Annotated in this window: 21 protein-coding genes; 13 read left to right on the top strand and 8 right to left on the bottom strand. The window is 67.6% G+C overall.

Features of this window, described 5'->3' with window-relative positions:
* Positions 1–144: 144 nt before the first annotated feature.
* The 3 genes from NP4_RS31300 to NP4_RS31290 are packed head-to-tail and all read right to left on the bottom strand — an operon-like array spanning position 145 to position 1848.
* Entirely contained in the window at positions 145–522 is a 378-nt protein-coding gene (locus NP4_RS31300; RefSeq protein ID WP_068005631.1) for a DUF3817 domain-containing protein, read from the bottom strand.
* Positions 519–923: a transcriptional regulator gene (locus tag NP4_RS31295; RefSeq protein ID WP_068005630.1), complete on the bottom strand. Its 405-nt coding sequence runs from the start codon at positions 921–923 to the stop codon at positions 519–521. The genes NP4_RS31300 and NP4_RS31295 overlap by 4 nt, the downstream gene beginning before the upstream one ends.
* A gap of 49 nt (positions 924–972) precedes the next feature.
* Positions 973–1848, bottom strand: a complete 876-nt coding sequence (locus NP4_RS31290; RefSeq protein ID WP_068005629.1) for an oxidoreductase — start codon at positions 1846–1848, stop codon at positions 973–975.
* A gap of 199 nt (positions 1849–2047) precedes the next feature.
* On the opposite strand from NP4_RS31290, the gene NP4_RS31285 reads away from it, so the two are divergent.
* Positions 2048–4084, top strand: coding sequence for an MDR family MFS transporter (locus tag NP4_RS31285; protein ID WP_068005628.1), 2037 nt, complete (start codon positions 2048–2050; stop codon positions 4082–4084).
* 19 nt (positions 4085–4103) lie between these two features.
* Here the strand turns inward: NP4_RS31285 and NP4_RS31280 are convergent, their stop codons facing one another.
* A complete protein-coding gene (locus NP4_RS31280; RefSeq protein WP_068005626.1) occupies positions 4104–5309 on the bottom strand; it encodes an FAD-dependent oxidoreductase in 1206 nt (401 codons plus the stop codon).
* Positions 5310–5504: 195 nt separating this feature from the next.
* A complete protein-coding gene (locus NP4_RS31275; protein ID WP_245998561.1) occupies positions 5505–6158 on the bottom strand; it encodes a PadR family transcriptional regulator in 654 nt (217 codons plus the stop codon).
* A gap of 76 nt (positions 6159–6234) precedes the next feature.
* On the opposite strand from NP4_RS31275, the gene NP4_RS31270 reads away from it, so the two are divergent.
* Positions 6235–7143 carry a LysR family transcriptional regulator gene (locus tag NP4_RS31270; RefSeq protein ID WP_068005624.1) on the top strand — a complete coding sequence of 303 codons (909 nt, stop codon included), beginning with the start codon at positions 6235–6237 and terminating at the stop codon, positions 7141–7143.
* On the opposite strand, the gene NP4_RS31265 is transcribed toward NP4_RS31270, so the two are convergent.
* Entirely contained in the window at positions 7144–7932 is a 789-nt protein-coding gene (locus NP4_RS31265) for a helix-turn-helix domain-containing protein (RefSeq protein ID WP_068005622.1), read from the bottom strand.
* 85 nt (positions 7933–8017) lie between these two features.
* On the opposite strand from NP4_RS31265, the gene NP4_RS31260 reads away from it, so the two are divergent.
* From NP4_RS31260 to NP4_RS31235, 6 genes are all read left to right on the top strand, one after another.
* Positions 8018–8455: a hypothetical protein gene (locus NP4_RS31260; protein ID WP_082876377.1), complete on the top strand. Its 438-nt coding sequence runs from the start codon at positions 8018–8020 to the stop codon at positions 8453–8455.
* Positions 8456–8818: 363 nt separating this feature from the next.
* Positions 8819–9190: a BlaI/MecI/CopY family transcriptional regulator gene (locus tag NP4_RS31255; protein ID WP_062505616.1), complete on the top strand. Its 372-nt coding sequence runs from the start codon at positions 8819–8821 to the stop codon at positions 9188–9190.
* Positions 9187–10134, top strand: a complete 948-nt coding sequence (locus NP4_RS31250) for a M56 family metallopeptidase (RefSeq protein WP_068005619.1) — start codon at positions 9187–9189, stop codon at positions 10132–10134. Before NP4_RS31255 ends, NP4_RS31250 begins: the two co-directional genes overlap by 4 nt.
* Positions 10135–10153: 19 nt before the next feature.
* Entirely contained in the window at positions 10154–10771 is a 618-nt protein-coding gene (locus NP4_RS31245) for an NAD-dependent epimerase/dehydratase family protein (protein ID WP_068005617.1), read from the top strand.
* Positions 10768–11154, top strand: a complete 387-nt coding sequence (locus tag NP4_RS31240) for a nitroreductase/quinone reductase family protein (protein WP_068005615.1) — start codon at positions 10768–10770, stop codon at positions 11152–11154. Before NP4_RS31245 ends, NP4_RS31240 begins: the two co-directional genes overlap by 4 nt.
* Before the next feature lie 9 nt (positions 11155–11163).
* Positions 11164–11811, top strand: coding sequence for a pentapeptide repeat-containing protein (locus tag NP4_RS31235; protein ID WP_068005613.1), 648 nt, complete (start codon positions 11164–11166; stop codon positions 11809–11811).
* Between the two features lie 10 nt (positions 11812–11821).
* Here the strand turns inward: NP4_RS31235 and yczE are convergent, their stop codons facing one another.
* Positions 11822–12442: a membrane protein YczE gene (yczE, locus tag NP4_RS31230; protein WP_068005611.1), complete on the bottom strand. Its 621-nt coding sequence runs from the start codon at positions 12440–12442 to the stop codon at positions 11822–11824.
* 263 nt (positions 12443–12705) lie between these two features.
* Here yczE and trpS point away from each other — a divergent pair, with 263 nt between their 5' ends.
* A complete protein-coding gene (trpS, locus tag NP4_RS31225) occupies positions 12706–13710 on the top strand; it encodes a tryptophan--tRNA ligase (protein ID WP_068005609.1) in 1005 nt (334 codons plus the stop codon).
* Here the strand turns inward: trpS and NP4_RS31220 are convergent.
* A complete protein-coding gene (locus tag NP4_RS31220; RefSeq protein WP_068005654.1) occupies positions 13674–14396 on the bottom strand; it encodes a VIT1/CCC1 transporter family protein in 723 nt (240 codons plus the stop codon). The genes trpS and NP4_RS31220 overlap by 37 nt on opposite strands.
* 49 nt (positions 14397–14445) lie before the next feature.
* On the opposite strand from NP4_RS31220, the gene NP4_RS31215 reads away from it, so the two are divergent.
* The 4 genes from NP4_RS31215 to NP4_RS31200 all read left to right on the top strand — a co-directional run bounded on the left by NP4_RS31215 (position 14446) and on the right by NP4_RS31200 (position 18258).
* Complete coding sequence (locus tag NP4_RS31215) at positions 14446–15084, top strand: methyltransferase domain-containing protein (protein WP_114755875.1); 639 nt, start codon at positions 14446–14448, stop codon at positions 15082–15084.
* A gap of 74 nt (positions 15085–15158) precedes the next feature.
* Positions 15159–16241 carry a calcium:cation antiporter gene (locus tag NP4_RS31210; protein WP_211335965.1) on the top strand — a complete coding sequence of 361 codons (1083 nt, stop codon included), beginning with the start codon at positions 15159–15161 and terminating at the stop codon, positions 16239–16241.
* Positions 16242–16541: 300 nt separating this feature from the next.
* Positions 16542–17387 carry an ABC transporter permease gene (locus NP4_RS31205; protein WP_068005605.1) on the top strand — a complete coding sequence of 282 codons (846 nt, stop codon included), beginning with the start codon at positions 16542–16544 and terminating at the stop codon, positions 17385–17387.
* Between the two features lies 1 nt (position 17388).
* Positions 17389–18258: an ABC transporter permease gene (locus NP4_RS31200; RefSeq protein WP_068005604.1), complete on the top strand. Its 870-nt coding sequence runs from the start codon at positions 17389–17391 to the stop codon at positions 18256–18258.
* The last annotated feature ends 3 nt before the right edge of the window (positions 18259–18261 follow it).

Here is an 18261-nt window from a genome sequence, read left to right as displayed (position 1 = left end):
CCTTGGCCGGGAAGTGAGTCGGCGCAGGGGCCTTGGCCGGGAAGTGAGTCGGCAGAGGGCCCTTGGCCGGGAAGTGAATCGGCCCAGGGTCCTTGGCCGGGAAGTGAATCGGCGCAGGGCCCTTGGCCCGGAAGTGGATTCGGGTCAGAGGGCGAAGGCCGTGCGTACTTCGCGGGTGCGGTAATGCTCGCAGACGAAGGACAGGAATGGGATGGTGCCGGCCAGGGCGGTGATGATCGTGGTGGCGGGCTTCCAGCGGGTCTTGATGGCCAGGTCGATGGTGACCGCCAGGTAGATCATGTAGAAGATGCCGTGGATCTGGCCTACGTAGAACAGCCAGTGCGGGGCCTTGCTGCTGTCGTCGAGCAGCAGGTACTTGTAGACCATTTCGGCGCACAGCAGCAACAGCCAGACACCGGTCACATACGCCAGCACCCGGTAGCGGGTCAGGGCCGAGCGGATGCGGGTGGTGTCGCGCGCGGGGGCCTGCGGCGCGGCGGCGGTCGGGTTGTCGGCGCTCAACCGGCGCTCCTCTCGGTGTCGCGCACATCCTGCGCGTTCAATTCGGCCAGATACCTGTTGTATTCGGCGAGCACCGGATCGTCGTCGCGCGCCGCGGTGGGCCGCTCGGGCAGGAACCCGGCCGGAATCTCGCGTTGCGCGGACGCTTTCGCCGGTTTGCGCGGCGTTTCGTCCGACCCGTCCTCGGCTTCGCCGGTCTCCCGTTCCAACCGCACGAAGCGGACGTAGGCGAACACCACGAAGCCCGCGAACAGCGGCCACTGCAACGCATAACCGAGGTTCTGCGCGGTCCCGCTCGCCGATTCGAACCGACCCCACTGCCACCAGCCGAGCGCCAGGCAGGCGAATGCGGCCACGATCACCAACAGGATCAGAGCCGGGCGGCGGTGTGGAGCGGACACGCCCTCTACGGTACCTGTCTACTACAGGTCCCGTAGAGGGCAGGGCCACCTAGAATTTGTAGGTCACGCCGGTCAGGCGCTCGGATTCCTCCCAGAGCCGACGCGCCACCTCGCGGTCCTTGGACAGTTTGGTCGACGGCGAGGGCTTGACCGGTCCCTGCGAACCGAACAACCAGGTCGGACCCCAGTAGATATTCGGGTCGGCATCGGGCATGGTCGCGGCGAACAGGCTGGATTCGGCGGCCTTGGCGGGCGAGTGGCCGACGATCGCGATGAACGGCTTGGCGATGCGGTCGATGGGGGTTTCGGTGCGGGTGAACAGATCCGTGGCCGAGACGCCGGGGTGCACGGCATAGGACCGCTTGTTGGAGCCCGCCTCGGCGAGGCGGCGCTGCAACTCGCGCCCGAACAGCAGATTCGACAGCTTGGCCTGCGCGTAGGCGACATTGCGCTGATAGCGGCGGTGCTCGTAGTTCAAATCGTCGACCCGCAGCTTCGTGGCCTGGCGATGCGCGACGCTGGCCAGGGTGACCACGCGGTCGCCGATGCGGTCCAGCAGCAGGCCGGTCAGCGCGAAGTGGCCGAGGTGGTTGACGCCCCACTGGGTCTCGAAACCGTCCTTGGTCCGCGAGAACGGGATGTTCATCAGCCCGGCGTTGTTGATCAGCACGTCGAATTCGCCGGTCTGCTCGGCGAAGGTGCGGACCGAGGCGAGATCGGCCAGATCCAGCGCCGCGACCCGGACATCACCGTCGATGCGGTCGGCGACCTGCTGGGCCGTGGTGGTGTTGCGGCAGGCCATGATCACGGTCGCGCCCTTGGCGGCCAGCTGCTTGGTGGTGTGCTTGCCGATACCGCCGTTGGCGCCCGTGACTACGAACGTCCGGCCGGTCAGATCGGGAATTTGGCTGGTGTTCCAGGCCATGGTCGAGACCTCACTACCGTTGTGAAGGAGCGGCAACTGTCAGTTTGATAAAACCTTACTTCAGAGTAAGTTCGGCGCGATAGCCACATAGCGAAACTAAACGCTGGCATTAGCTCCAGCTAATCAATGTTGCACCACGTGAAATGCCGAGTAGTGGAGTCTCCTGACGAATTGAAGACCTTCGGCACATACTGAGCTAATGACCGGTGCTCAGGAAGTCGCCGATTCACCCGCCCCCGTGAGTTCCACCCGGGCCAATGTGGTTTTCGTCACCGTCGTCCTCGGCATGCTGATGGCCGCACTCGATCAGACCATCGTGTCGACCGCCCTGCCGACCATCGTCGCCGATCTGGGCGGGTCGAGTCATCTGTCCTGGGTGGTCACGTCGTATCTGCTGGCCGAGGCGGTGGCGACCGCGCTGGCCGGTAAGTTCGGCGACCTGTTCGGGCGCAAGCTGGTGTTCCAGCTCAGCGGGCTCATCTTCATCGTGGGCTCGATGATCGCCGGACTCGCGAACGGTATGACCCTGCTCGTGGTCGCCCGCGGGATTCAGGGCCTGGGCGCGGGTGGGCTCATGGTGACCGCGATGGCGCTCATCGCCGACGTCATTCCGCTGCGCGATCGCGGCAAATATCAGGGCGCGCTCGGCGCGGTTTTCGGCGTCACCACCGTCATCGGGCCGACGCTGGGCGGACTGTTCACCGATCACGCCAGCTGGCGGTGGTGTTTCTATGTGAATGTCCCGCTGGCGATTGTGATGATCGTCGTTGCCGCACGGGCGATTCCGAGTCTGCGCGGAGCCGTTCGGCCGGTGATCGACTACGCTGGAATCGCTTTCGTGGCCATCGGGGTGAGTTGTCTTGTGCTGGGCCTGGAATGGGGTGGACAGGAATACCCCTGGGGTTCGGCGACGATCATCGGATTGTTCATCGGGGCGGCGGTATCGCTGGGGGCCTTCGTTTTCATCGAGTTCCGGGCGAAGGAACCGATGCTGCCGATGCATCTGTTCCGCAGCAATGCCTTCACGGTGTGCTCGGTGCTCAGCTTCATCGTCGGATTCGCCATGATGGGCGCGCTGACATATCTGCCCGCCTATATGCAATACGTCAACGGCCTGTCGGCGACGGCCTCCGGATTCCGGACGCTGCCGATGGTGGTGGGCCTGTTCATCACCTCGATCATCTCCGGCCAGGTGGTCGGGCAGACGGGCAAATACAAATACTTCCCGATCGCCGGAACCGCGGTGACCGCGCTCGGGCTGTATCTGATGTCGACGATGGATCGCCACACCGGATTCTGGACGCAGTCGCTGTACATGTTCGTCCTGGGCCTCGGGCTCGGCCTGGCGATGCAGGTGCTCACGATCGTGGTGCAGAACACCGTGCCCTATACCGATCTCGGCACCGCGACCTCCGGGGTGACCTTCTTCCGCACGGTCGGCAGTACGGTCGGGACTTCGGTGTTCGGCACCCTGTACAGCAATCGCCTGAATCCCGATCTGCGCACCGCACTGGCGAACGATCCCGGCGTACCGCCCGCGGCGGCGGGGAATCCGCAACTGCTGCACAAACTTCCGCACGCGCAGGCGGTGCCGATCATCGACGCCTACGCCGACACCATCGCGCACATGTTCCGCTGGGCGGTGCCGATCGCGCTGCTGGGCTTCGTGGTGGCCTGGTTTCTGAAGCAGGTTCCGCTGCGTGATACCGCGCGCGCCGACGCGGGCGATGTGGGCGCTGGATTCTCCATGCCGGATTCCGCCGATCGCGTTGTGCGACTGGAACATGCGGTGGCGAGCCTGATGCGCAAGGTGCGCGAGGAGGACATCTCCGCCCCTGGGCTGCTGGCGCGGGCGGGCAGTCCGCTGCATCGGGAACAGGCCTGGGCGCTCGGTCAGGTGCGGATGCTGAACGGGACACGCGGGGAGGCGACCCTGGATACGATCGCCCGCGCGCATCACGTTCCACCGGAGGTGTTGCGGCCGGTCTACGACCAGGCTGTCGCCGACGGTTATGTCGAATTCAACGGTGACCGAATGGATCTCACCGATTCCGGGCACGCGGAGCTCGACCGTATCAAGCAGGCCGTGCAGCGCTGGCTGTCCGACCGGCTCGACGATTGGGATTGTCATGATCCCGACGACCGGGCGCTACTGGATCAGGCGCTGGCCAATATCGCCGCCAAACTGCTGGACGAATCGCAACGGGACGGTGTGATGCCCACGCGGGCAACGTAACCCGCGCGGGCAACGGAACCTACAGTCGCGCGAGTTCGGCCCGCTCGTCGACCGGGGCGTCCCACTCGATGGAGTAGGCGATCTCACGCCGCAGGGTTTCGGCGACCTTCGCGCTGCGGAACACTATCGGCATCATCACCGGCATGATCCGCCGCATCAGCGGCCCGGGCGCCTTGGCGTGATTGGTCCGCGCCCCGCGAGCGGCGATCTTCTCCACACGCGGCCGCCGGATCTGCTCGTAGACAGCGAAAGCCGTTGCCGGATCGTCGAAATCGCGTAGGCAGCGAGCCAGCTGAATCCCGCTCTCCACGGCCAGCGACGCGCCCTGGCCGGTGCTGTTGGACGGGGCGTGTACCGCGTCGCCGACCAGTACCATCCGGCCCCGATGCCAGTTGGGCACCGGCGGCATGATGTGCAGTCCGCCGATCACCTGCAGCTGCTCGGGTCGGATGCGGCGCACGATGTCGCCGCCGGGGGTGTCCTCGCCGTACACCTCGGCCAGCGTGCGCAGCCACTGCTCGTTGGGGACGGCCCGGGCCTCGCTCAGCGTCATGTACTTCTTGCTCGGCAGGTTGGCGCCCCAGCCGATCCGGCCGTCGGGCAGCGCGGAATACAGGTAGTACGCATGTTTGCCGAACGTGAAATACATTGTCTCGGGCTCGACTTCGATCGGCGATTCGACCGCCGCGCCGAAGCCGAGCAGCCCGGTGTAGTTCGCACCCGGTGCGTCGGGGTCGATGAGCGTGCGGACCAGTGACTTGACGCCGTCGGTGCCGATCAGCACGTCCGCGGTCGCGCTGGAGCCGTCGGCGAAGTGGGCGGTGACGCTGTCGCGGTTCTCGTCGACGCCGATCAGGCGCTTGTCGTATTCGAACGGGACCCCGGCCGTGACCGCGAAATCGTGCAGCACCCGGTGCAGATCGCTGCGCTCGACCGATTGCAGCGGTTCGCCGTCACCGGTGGCGGGCAGCCGGATCTGCTTGTCGCCGAACGACATCACCTGATGCCGGATCGGCAGCGCGATCTCGCGCACCACATCGCCCGCGCCGATGACGTCGAGGGCCGCGAGCCCGTTGGGCTGGAAGCCGAGGCCGCTGCCGATGTTGTAGGCCGGGCCCGGATAGGCCTCGTAGACGCGGGCGTCGATACCCGCCTTGCGCAGTGCGGTCGCGGTCACCGGACCGGCGATGCCGCCGCCGATGACCAGGGCGGTCTGGATGGACATGATGAATTCCCCTCGGGATGGTGTCGGATGCCCGATCCGATCCGCGTGCGGGGAGCCCAGTTATCCTGTAGTTGCCACACTCGGTCTGGATTCGCCTGCCGGCGGATACGGTTCGAGACGGTATTTCGATCGGGCTCGGCCGAGGTGTTGCCGCACCTGGCCGGGCCCGGTTCCATTGCGGGACCGGCGTATTCGCTAATCCGCGCGGTCGGTGATCTCCCCCCTTTCGATCATTTCCGCGATGCGGGCGGGGCTGATGTTCTCGACGTGCATACGTCGCCACCAGTCCGTGCTCGGATGGGCGCCGGAGGCCAGCTCGTCGCGCAGGGCGCGCACCCAGTCGGTCTCCGCGCGCAGCATGGCGAGGCGGAACTCCTCCTCGACCAGGAACAGTCGAGGCAGGAAGCGGAGGGCCTCGGCCAATTGCGCCTCGCTGGTCGCGATCAGCTCGGTGAGCCGCTCGACCCGCTGGCCGAGCAGTGCGATCAGCTCGTCGGGGGTCAGCATGCCCGCCACCGAGAGCCCGGCCACGAAACGATTGGGCTCGGGTTCGACCGTGGCGATCAGTTCGCGGATCCAGTCGTGGGCCTCGGCGCGTCCGGCGTCGGTGATCCGATAGATCGTCCGCTCCGGCCGCGACCCCTCGCGCTCGGTGCCCACGGCCTCGAGGAATCCGTGCTTCTCCAGGTTCTGGACGACCGTGTAGAGCGAACCCCACTTGATGTCCATCTGGCCCTCTTTACCGCGTTCGCGCAGCTTGGCCGCGAGTTCGTAGCGGTGCATCGGCCCCTCCAGCAGGGTGGCCAGGACCGACAGGGCCATCAGATTGCTCACCTTGCGCTGCTTCACCGCGCCACCTCCTTACTCGTCTACGAATATACGTCGACGAGTATTCGTGCACAAGTATGGTTCTAGACTCGGCAGGATGACCGGCAGGGGTGGACTCGACCTGATGCAGCTGCGGACCTTTCTGGCCGTATACCGCGCGGGGTCGGTGACCGCCGCCGCGCGACTGGTCGGCCTGTCCCAGCCGACGGTGACCACGCAGTTGCAGGAACTCGAAAAGCGCCTGGGCCGTCAGCTTTTCGAGCGCCTGCCGCGCGGCGTCGCCCCGACCATGGCCGCCGAGGAGCTGGCGGGACGGCTGGCAGGTCCGCTGGACGCGCTGGAGGCGATCGTGGGCGGGGGAGTGGACGCGCCCGCCGCGCAGCCGCCGGTGCAGTTGGCCGGGCCCGCGGAAATGCTTGGCGCACTGGCGCTTCCGGCTCTGGCCCCGCTGCTCGGGCGCGGGGTGCGGCTCACGGTGACGACCGGATTGGCCGAGGATCTGCTGACCGGGCTGCGGGCGGGACAGTACGACCTGGTGATCTCGACCGTGCGGCCACGCGGACGGGCCGTGCGCGCCGAACCGCTGATGGACGAGGAGTTCGTCCTGGTCGCCGCGCCCGCGGTGGCGGCGGGGATCGATCCGATCGAATTACGTTTCGCGGGAACCGAATCCAGTTCGATACCGCTGGTGAGCTATGCCGCCGATCTGCCGATCCTGCGCCGCTACTGGCGGCATGTGTTCGGGGTGCGACTCGATGCCGAGCCCGCGGTGGTGGTCGCGGATCTGCGGGCCGTGGCGGCGCTGGTTGCCGCGGGCGGCGGGGTGAGCGTGTTGCCGCGCTATCTCGTTGCGGCGCAGCTCGATTCGGGCGCGCTGGTGGCGCTGCTGGAGCCCGAGGAAGCGCCGATCAATACGGCGTTCCTCGCGCGTCGCGTCGGGTCGCCCGCGCTGGCGCATGTGGATCTGGTGCACGAGGCGCTGCTCGCGGCCGGACGCCGCTGGTGATCAGCCCGCCCGTTCGCGCAGCAGGCGGGCGGTCGCCTCGTCGGCGGGCAGAAAGGCCTCGAGGTGGAGTTCGGCCAGGGTGACATCGGTCGCGGTGGCGAAGGAGGTGAGGGTGGTGATGAGCCGCAATTCGCCCGCGTCGCTGCGCAATCGGAGCGGAACCGCGAAGCCGAGATAGCCGGGGCCGGGTTCGGTGGGCGGCAGATAGCTCTCCAGTTCGGTGACGAACTGTTCGAGTTCGGGATCGGGGCTGGCTCGGACCCGATTGCGGAGCGCGTCGGTGACGTGACGGCCCCATTCGGGCAGATTGATCACGCGCGGGGCGAGTCCGTCCGGATGCAGGGCGAGGCGGCGGACGTTCACCGGCGGCCGGAGCAGTTCGGGCGCACAGCCCTCGAAGAACAGATCCATCGCGGCATTGGCCTCGACGAGATTGCTGTGCCGGTCCACGACCAGCGCCGGATAGGGCATATGACCCTCGAGAATGCAGCGCAGCGCGTCGCGCACGGGCTCCAATTCGGCCGCGTCCAAACCGGATTCGTGGAAGGCGGGTGCGTACCCGGCGGAGGTCAGCAGGGCGTTGCGTTCGCGCAGCGACAGGCCCAGCGACTCGGACAGCCGGATCACCATCGCCCGGCCGGGTTGGGAGCGGCCCTGTTCGAGAAAGCTCAGATAGCGCTGGGTGGTGTCGGCGCGGATCGCCAGATCCAGTTGGCTCCAGCGCCGCAGTCCGCGCCAGCGGCGCAGCTCGTGCGCGAAGGGTCCGGGATGTGCCACAGCCGTTGTCATAGCGCCATCCTCGACGCTCGAGTGTGTTCGTGCCATTCCCTCTAGGGAATCGCGCGGCGACGCCGGGGCGGCCACGATTGGCGATATGAACGCGATGATCACCGATGAGGAATTGAAGCTGCTGGCCGATCGCTATGTGGCGCAATGGAATGAGGCCGACGCCGATCGTCGGCAGGCGTCGATTCGCGAGCTGTGGGCGCCCGATGCCCGGCAGGTGCTGGTCAATCCGCCGCAGGCGATTCGCGACAGCGCGGCCGAACTGGGGATCGTCGCACCGCCGCTCGAGGTCAGCGGATACGACGCACTCGACGCCCGCGTCGGGCGGGCCTACGAAATGTTCGTCGCCGCAGGTGAATTCACTTTCGAGCTCGACGGACAGGCGCGGCGGCAGCCGGGTGACACGGTCACGCTGGCCTGGGTGATGCGATCGCGCGCCGACGGTACCGCGGCGGCGGGCGGGCTCGAGGTGCTGACCTTCGACGCCGACGGTCGGATCCGCACCGACCATCAATTCGTGGCCTGATACGCGACCGCCCCCGAACCCGGTATGCCGGTACCTGGTCCGGAGGCGGTGCTGTCACGGCGCGTCGCGGTCGGTCGTGCGGCGCTCTCGTCCCCTTGCGCCGAACGGCTCGCCAGGATCGATGAGGGAGATCCGGGTTTGCCGGACGCGAACGGCCGGTCGCATCGTGACAATCGGCGCGCCGCGCTGAGGGGCGCGCGCACCGAAGCCTTAGCTACTATCTACGTACGTAGACAGTAGATGACCGGATGGCGTCGGTCAAGTGGCCGAAGCCGGGGTGAACCGACCTACTGTCGCGCTACGTAGATAGTATGGCGACCGAGCCGTCCGGCATCCGGCGCGGCCGCACGACGAGGAGGTGCAGTGCGCACACGCGGATTCGGGGAACTCGAGGCGGTCGTCATGGACCGGCTCTGGAACCGCGACGGCGACCCCACCACGGTCCGGGAACTGTTCGCCGAACTGGCCGGCGAGCGTGAGATCGCCTACACCACGGTCATGTCGACGATGGACAATCTGCATCGCAAGGGCTGGCTGGAGCGTCGGCGCGAGGGCAAGGCGTTCCGATACTGGCCGACGCTCACCCGCGAGCAGCACAGCGCCCGGCTGATGCGCGAGGCTCTCGACGACGGTGGCCGCGCCGAACTCGTACTCGCGCATTTCGTCGAACAGATCGGTCCCGAGGAATCCGAGCGGTTGCGCGCCGCGCTGCGGCGGCTGGCGGAGGGCGCGTGAGCATCGCCGTCGGGCTGTTCTGCTACGCGGTTGTGGTGGCGATCGTCGCGCCGCGGGTGCTGCCCCGGCTGACCCGCCACGGGCAGGTCCCGCATCTGGGCGTGGTGGCGTGGCTGACGCTGATGGCCAGCGTGCTCGGATCGTGGGGCGTGGCCGTGGCGATCGCGGTCGCCGATGCCGCGCACACCTGGCTGCACGCCGATCGGCTGGTGATCACCGGACTGCACGAGGCCGAGGTGATCGCGACCGGGCATGCGGGCCTGGCCGCGCAGGCGGCGCTGCTCGTGGTGACGGGCGCGCTGGCGATTCTGGCGGTGGTGCTGGGCGTGCGGCTGACCCGGCTGCAACTGCGCATGCGGATGCGAGCGCGCGAACACGCCGAGGCCCTGCGGCTCACCGGCCGCCGCGTACACCGGCATGCCGTGGCCGATCTGGTGCTGCTCGATTCCGAGGAGCGCGCGGCCTACTGCGTGGCCGGATCGCCGAATGTGGTGGTGGTGACCAGCGGCGCGGTGGCGGCGCTGGGTGATTCGGAACTGGCCGCGGTGCTGGCCCACGAGCACGCCCACCTGCTGCGCCGTCATCCCCTGCTGCTCGCGGTGACCCGCGGCCTAGCCGCCACCTTCCCGCATCTGCGGCTGTTCACCGACGGCGCGCGCGAGGTCGCGCGCCTGCTGGAGATGTGCGCCGACGATGCCGCGGTGCGCCGCCACGGGCGCGCGTCGCTGCTGTCGGGTCTGCTCGCACTGTCGGGCGTCGCGCCCGCCGGTGCGCTGGCGGCCAGCGGCGCCGATGTCGTGGCCCGCGCCGAACGCCTTGTCGCCCCGCGTGATCCGCGCCTGCGCCGCACCCGGATGGGCTTGCTCACCGGCATCGGAGTCGCGGTCATGGGCCCGCTGCTGATCATCGGCTCGGCCTCGGGGCTGCTGATCTGCCTGATGTAGTCCGATAGTGTGGGTTGGCGTGCGGATCTTTCTTGCCGGTGCCAGCGGCGTGCTGGGCACCCGACTGACGCCCCTGCTGATCGCGACCGGGTGCGAGGTGGCGGGTATGACCCGCTCGCCGCAGAAGGCCGAACTGCTGGCCGATCTCGGCGCCGAGCCCGTGGTGTGTGATGTCTACGACGCCGCGGCGCTCGAACAGGCCGTGCGCGCCTACGCCCCCGATCTGGTGATGCATCAGCTCACCGACCTGCCCGACAGCAGCGAGGATCTCGCGGCCGGTCGCTCGGCCAATGCCCGCATCCGCCGCGAGGGCACCGCGAATCTGCTGGCCGCCGCGCAGGCCGCCGGGGTCAAGCGGTTCCTCGCCCAGAGCGTCGCCTGGGAGATGAGCGGAGAGGGCCAGTCCGCCAAGGAGTTTCTGGAGTCCTCGGTGCTCGAGGCGGGCGGTGTCGTCCTGCGCTACGGCCAGTTCTACGGCCCCGACACCTACTACCCGGATCCCGCGGCCTATCCGGACCCGCCGCGCATCCACATCGACGAGGCTGCGGCCCGCACGGTCATCGGCCTCGATCTGGCCTCCGGGGTCTACGCGCTGACCGATACCGGTAAGACCGATTTCGAGCCGGTGCAGCCGTGAACAGCGCTCTGCAGCACAAGTTGGTGACTACGTTCCAGCGCCGCCTGGGCAATCCGATCCTGCGCCGGATGCCCGGCCAGGTTCTGCTCGAGACGACCGGCCGCGTGAGCGGGCAACCGCGGATCACCCCGATCGGCGGCCGCCGGGAGGGCGATTCGTTCTGGTTCGTCTCCGAATTCGGCGAGCTGTCGCAGTATGTGCGAAATATCCAGGCGGACAATCGGGTTCGGTTGCGGCTGCACGGGCGCTGGCATTCTGGCACCGCGCATCTGCTGCCCGGCGACGATGTGGCCGCGCGCCTGAACCGACTGCCGCGCTATAACAGCACGGTGGTGAAGGCGTTCGGGACCAGCCTGCTCACCGTGCGCGTCGACCTCGCCTAGGGTGCAGGGGTGCCTCGCGATCTTGCCGACCTGTCCTACGCCCGTCACCTGCGGCCCTTCGAGGGCGAGCCGGAATCCGATATGGATTACGAGACCGAGCACGTCGACGCCGTCACCTTCGACGGCCTCGAGGCCAGCGGCGTCCGGTTCACCGAATCGGCCTTCACCGGGGTCGAATTCGCCGGTGGCGTGCTGCGCTACGCTCGCTTCGACGATGCGTGGCTGCGCAATGTGCGCTGGGTCGGCGCAAATCTCGGCCAATCCAGTTGGCTGAACGTCGAATTCGTGGATTCGGCGCTGTCGGGGGTGGAGGCGGTCGGTTCGCAGCTGCGGCGGATCCGGTTCGAGGGCTGCAAATTCGATTCGGTGAATCTGCGCAATTCGGTGCTGCAGGACGTCACCTTCGTCGATTGCGTGCTGCGCGACACCGATTTCGGCGAATCCACGCTGCGCCGTTTGAGCTTTCCCGGCACCCGCCTCGAGGGTTTGGCGCTGCACGGCGCGACCCTGCACGAGGTCGACCTGCGCGGTGCGGTCACCCTCGACCTCACCGCCGGTATCGACGCCCTGAAGGGCGCCACCATCAGTACCGGGCAGCTGATGGATCTCGCCCCGGCGTTCGCGCGGGCGGCCGGAATCGCGGTGCGCGACAACTGATCCGGTCGCGCTAGGCAAGGGCGGGCTCGGCCGGGCGCGCGGTGTGGAAGCCGGGCAGCCAGCGGTCGACGAACGGGATCAGCAGATGGATCAGCGGCCCGATGCCGAAGGCATACACCAGGGTTCCGACGCCGACGCTGCCGCCGAGCAGCCAGCCGGTGCACAGCACCGTCGCCTCGATGCCGGTGCGCACCGCCCAGACGGGCCAGCCGGTCCGCCCGACCAGTCCGGTCATCAGGCCGTCGCGCGGGCCGGGGCCCATACCCGCGCCGATGTAGAGCACGGTCGCGATCGCATTGAGCAGTACGGCGGCACCCATGGCGAGTATCCGCGGAACCAGCGCGTGCAGTTCGGGTAGCAGCCACAGTCCGGCGTCGACCGAGACCGCGATGACCACGACATTGCTGACCGTGCCCAGTCCGGGCCGCTGTCGCAGCGGGATCCAGGCGAGCAGTACGGCCACGCCGGTCAGCGCGGTGACCGTGCCGAAACTGACCGGCAGATGACGAGCCACGCCCTGGTGGAACACGTCCCACGGATCGAGTCCGAGCGCGGCGCGGATCATCACCGCCATCGAGAATCCGTAGAGCCACAGTCCGAGATAGAGCGCACACAGCCGGCGAAGCAACATTCGGTCAGCATGCGGCCGAACTGGCCTGTGGAAACAGAGCCAGTGGCGGATTTCTGGACCGTTCCGAAAAGCCGTGGCGGTGGCGGTGCGCCGCGCGATACCGTCAGGCCGTGCGAATCGGTGTGTATTGCGCGTGGTGGCTGCCCTGACGGGCGGCCCGCACACCCACACCCCGACAACTACGGCCGCCCGACCGGGCGGCCGTATCGCAGTCCCACGGTAGGCCGGGCCCGGCCGGGCGGTCCCATTCGAAAGGACCGACCATGGCTCGGCGACTCACCGCCTTCACCCCGTCCGGGGAATTGCATCTGGGCAACTACTTCGGGGCGATCGAACCCCTGGTGCGACAGCAGATTCCGGGCGAGACGCTCGTATTCGTCTCGGATCTGCACGCGCTGACCCTGCCGCACGATCCGGCCGAGGTCCGCGCGCGCACGACGAGCTTCGCGGCGCTGCTGCTGGCCTGCGGCGTCGATCCGCGGCGCAGCCTGTTCGCGGTGCAGTCGCAGGTGCCCGAACACGCCGAACTGCACTATCTGCTCGAATGCGTGGCCGGCTTCGGGGAGGCGCGGCGCATGATCCAGTTCAAGGAGAAATCCGCGCGCGGACAACAGGTTCGGGTGTCGCTACTGACCTATCCGATTCTGATGGCCGCCGACATCCTGCTCTACGACACCGAGGAGGTGCCGGTGGGTGAGGATCAGCGCCAGCATGTGGAGCTGGCCCGCGATATCGCGTTGCGGTTCAATGCGGCGTATCGACCGGTGTTCACGGTGCCGCGTGCGGTCAATCCGCCGGTGGCCGCGCGCATCATGGATCTGATCACACCGACGGCCAAGATGAGCAAATCGGTCGCCGCCGCGGGTTCGCTGCGGTTGCTCGATCCGCCGGAGGTGTTGCGTCGCAAGGTGATGCGGGCGACCACCGACGGGAGCACCGAGGTCTCCTACGATCCCGAACAGCGTCCGGGCGTGGCGAATCTGCTGACCATCCTGTCCGCCTGCACCGGGACCGAACCGGCGCGACTGGCCGAAACCTTCGGCGGCTACGGCGATTTGAAGCGGACGGTCGCCGATGCGGTGGTGGCGCTGGTCGAACCGATTCGCCGCCGATACGACGAACTGATCGACGAGGACCTGGGCGATCTGCTGACCGCGGGGGCCGCGGCGGCCCGAGAGTTGGCCCGGCCCAAGGTTATCGCGGCGCGCGAGGCGATCGGCCTGCTGCCCGCCTACGCCGAAACGCCCGGTATCCGCCCGATCGCATAGGTCACCGCCATGGCCAGCGCACCGCCGACCACCACCCGCAGCACCGCCCGGCGCGGATTGCTGCCGCCGAGCCGGGCGCTGATCGATCCGGTGACCGCCAATGCCACCAACACCGCGGCGAAGGTCACCGGAATGCGCCACGACGCCGGCGGCAGCAGGATCGCCAGCAGCGGCAGCAGTGCGCCGAGGGTGAACGAGACCGCCGAGGAGAACGCCGCCTGCCATGGATTGGTGAGTTCGTCGGGGTTCAAACCCAATTCGGCCTCGGCGTGGGCGGCGAAGGCGTCGTGGGCGGTGAGCTCCTCGGCGACCTGGCGGGCGGTCTGCTCGGACAGGCCCTTGCGCCGGTAGATCTCGGCCAGTTCGGCCAGTTCGTAATCCGGCTCCTCGGCCAGTTCGCGACGCTCCTTCGACAGCAGCGCCCTCTCGCTGTCGCGCTGGGTGCTGACCGAGATGTACTCACCGGCCGCCATCGAGATCGCACCCGCCACCAATCCGGCGACACCCGCGGTGAGAATCGGTCCGGTGGCGGCGGTCGCGGACGCGACACCGACCACCAGGCCCGCGGTGGACACGATGCCGTCATTGGCGCCGAGCACGCCCGCCCGCAGCCAGTTCAGCCGCGAGGCGAGGCCCTCGGCATGCGGTTCGTGCGGGTGGGTGGCACTGTCGCTGGTCTGCTCCACGAACAGCACACTAGGCGGCCGCGCGTCCGGATCGGCGTAGCATCGCCCCGTGAATCCCGTTGTCGCGCGCGTCATGTCCACCCTCGCCGATCAGCTCGGCAATCCACACGGAGCCCTCGGCAAGGGCGTGGCACTGGTTTTGAACCGCACCAATCGCCAACTGACCGAGGCCGCCGTCGATGCCACCGAACTCGAACCCGGCCGGGCGGCGGCGGATATCGGATTCGGCGGGGGTGTGGGCCTTTCGCTGCTACTGGCCCGTGTCGGGGCGGAAGGCACGGTGCACGGCATCGAGCCGTCCCCCGATATGGCGGCCCGTGCGAAGGCACGCTTCGCGCCCGATATCGGCGCCGGGCGCCTGCGCATCCTCGCGGGCACGCTCACCGATCTCCCCCTGGCCGACGCCTCCATCGACGCGCTGATCACGGTCAACACGCTCTACTTCGTTCCCGCCCTCACTCCCGTGGCACCCGAACTGGCCCGAGTCCTGCGGCCCGGCGGCCGCGCCGTCATCGCCGTCGCCGATCCCACCGACGCCGCCCGAATGCCGTTCACCCGCTACGGTTTCCATCTGCGCGCCCCGGAGGAGATCGCGGCCGTCCTTGCGGGTGCGGGGCTTACGGTGGACCACCGCGCGCTGGCGCACAAACCGATCAAGGCCCATCTGCTCATCGCGCGCAAGGACTGATTGCCCCGCCGCGCCGATGGCGATCATTGTCTCTTCTGTCCGAACGCTGGAAATTCGCTGGGATCATGGTGGGTATGACGCGCCTGCTGACCCGACACTGGACAACCGCGGTTCCTCTACTGGCGGCGGTGGTGCTGGCGATTGCCTGGTTCACCCATCCCGCCGGGCCCGCCGTGATCGTCGTGGTGTTGGCACTGGTCGGGGCGGTGCTTTCGGCCGTGCAGCATGCCGAGGTGGTCGCGCATCGGGTGGGGGAGCCGTTCGGCTCGCTGGTGTTGGCGGTGGCCGTGACCGTGATCGAGGTCGGGTTGATTCTGACGTTGATGGCCTCGGGCGGAGATGATGCCTCGTCGCTGGCCCGTGACACCGTCTTCGCGGCGGTGATGATCACCTGTAATGGCATCTTCGGGTTGTCACTGCTGGTGGGGGCCGTGCGTCGGGGGGTGGCGGTATTCAATGCCGAGGGTACGGGCGCGGCGCTGGCGACCGTGGCGACGCTGGCCACGCTGAGTCTCGTGTTGCCGACCTTCACCACGAGCAAGCCCGGGCCGGAGTTCTCCGGATCGCAGCTGGCCTTCGCGGCGGTGGCGTCCCTGCTGCTCTACGGCTTGTTCGTGACCGTGCAGACGATTCGGCATCCCGATGACTTCCTGCCCGTCGAGGACAACGACGCCGGGGACGAGAGTCATGAACCGCCGTCGGTTCGTTCCACGCTGCTCAGCCTCGCGCTGCTGCTGGTCGCGCTGGTCGGCGTGGTCGGATTGGCGAAGATGGTGTCGCCATCGATCGAGAACGGCGTGCATGCCGCGGGCCTGCCGCGCTCGGTGGTCGGTGTGGTGATCGCGATGCTCGTCCTGCTGCCGGAAACCCTGGCGGCCGTTCGCGCGGCCCGGCGAGGCCGCGTGCAGGCCAGTCTCAATCTGGCCCTGGGCTCGGCCATGGCCAGTATCGGCCTGACCATTCCGGCCATCGCGCTGTCGACCATCTGGATCTCCACCCCGCTGACCCTGGGTCTGGGCGCGACCCAGATGGTGCTGCTGGCGCTGACCGTGGTCGTCGGCGTGCTGACCGTCGTGCCCGGTCGCGCGACCCTGTTGCAGGGCGGGGTCCACCTGGTTCTGTTCGCGTCATTCGTCTTCATGGCGGTCAGTCCGTAATAAACTTCCGAATGGAAATTGCGGAAATCTAGCTGACAAGATCGTTCCTGTGCATGATGTATGTCACATGCATAGCCGATCTGTGCTGATAACCAGTTGCAGAATGCCGGTCAATATGGCTTTCGTGCCTCTGACCAGCGTGTGAATCCAGTCGCAATCGAGCGATTTCGAGGCGATGGTCACACCTTAACTGACTTTACCGTTACTGGATGTCACCGATAGCTTCGTGTTGGCAGTGTCGCCCATCACGGAGAGAACGATTTTGAAACTCGAGACACACCGCCCATCCCGGAGCCGCGCATGGCTACGGTGACCCGGGCTCGCTCGAGCGTCTCCGCTGTTCGTATCGTCCGCAAGAACTTCTCCGACACTGTCGTATCGTCCTTGCGAACCTTCGGCCGAGCAGTGGATATCGCACGCGAATCGGCGACCGGCACGGTCACCGGCATCGCACGAGGACAGTTCGAATGGCGTGAGGCGATCCTGCAGGCGTGGCGACTGGTGACGGTCACCGCGATCCCGGCCATCCTCATCGCGATCCCGTTCGGCGTGATCGTTTCGATCCAGGTCGGCAACCTCATCCACACCCTCGGCGCGGATTCGCTGCTGGGCGCGACCGGCGGCCTGGGCGTGATCAAACAGGGCGCACCGCTGGCCACCGGGTTCCTGCTCGGCGGCGCGGGCGCGGCCGCGATCGCGGCGGATCTGGGCGCGCGGACCATCCGCGAGGAGATCGACGCGCTCAACACCATGGGCATCAGCCCGATTCCGCGGCTGGTGATTCCGCGACTGGTCGCGATGATCCTGGTCGCGCCGCTGCTGAACATCCTCATCATCTTCGTCGGCATCGTGGCCGGATACGCGGTCGCCGTCGGCGGCCAGAACGTCACCCCGGGCAGCTACTGGGCCACCTTCGGTTCCTTCACCACCGTCGCCGATGTGTGGGTCTCGCTGCTCAAGGCCGTGCTGTTCGGCTTCCTCGTGGTGATCATCGCCTGCCAGCGCGGACTCGAGGCCAAGGGCGGGCCGCGCGGTGTGGCCGATGCGGTGAACGCGGCCGTGGTGCTGTCGGTGGTGTCCATCGCGGTGGTCAACCTCGGCGTCACGCAGATCGTTGAAATGTTCCTGCCGACGAGGCTGGTGTGACATGGCCGCATCGACTTACGCCCCCAGGGGGCTGGGCTGGCTCAGCCGCCTCTACCGGCGCCACGGCGGGCTGATCCTCACCAAATTCGACGCCCTCGGCTTCGTCCTGTCGTTCATCTGGCAGGTGCTGTCGTCGATTCCGGCCACGCTGAAGCACTATCGCGACGAGACGCTGCGCATCATCTCCGATATGACCTGGGGCCGCGGCTCGGTCATCGTCGGCGGCGGCACGGTTCCGATGATGATCGTGCTCGGTCTGGTCATGGGCGCCTCGGTGGCGGTGGAATCGTTCACGATGCTGAACATGCTGGGCATGGGCCCGGTCACCGGCATCGTCTCCGCCTACGCCACCACCCGCGAACTCGCGCCGATCGCGGCGGCCATCGGCTTCGCCGCGCAGGCGGGCTGCCGCATCACCGCCGAGATCGGTTCCATGCGCATCTCCGAGGAGATCGACGCGCTCGAGGCGATGGGCCTGCGCTCGGTGCCGTTCGTGGTCACCACCCGTGTGATCGCCGGGGCCATCTCGATCGTGCCGACCTTCCTGATCGGCCTGATCCTGGCGTATCTGTCCTGCCGCGGACTGATCACGCTGGTGCACGGTCAGTCGGCGGGCGTGTACGACCACTATTTCTTCCAGTTCGTGGCCGGATTCGACGTGATCGCCGCGGTGATCAAGGTGGCCATCTTCGCCACCGTCGTCATTCTCATCCACAGCTACTACGGCTTCTTCGCGACCGGTGGTCCCGAGGGTGTCGGCATCGCCTCCGGCCGCGCGGTGCGCGTCTCCTCGGTGGCCATCGTGGCCATCGACATGGTGCTCACCATCCTGCTCTGGGGCTTCAACGCGACGATCAGTTTCACGGGGTAACCG

It is taken from the genome of Nocardia pseudobrasiliensis NBRC 108224 (assembly GCF_001613105.1).
In the GTDB taxonomy this organism is placed as follows: domain Bacteria; phylum Actinomycetota; class Actinomycetes; order Mycobacteriales; family Mycobacteriaceae; genus Nocardia; species Nocardia pseudobrasiliensis.
Note: the sequence above shows the minus strand (reverse complement) of the source record. Positions and strands in the feature narration are given on the sequence as shown.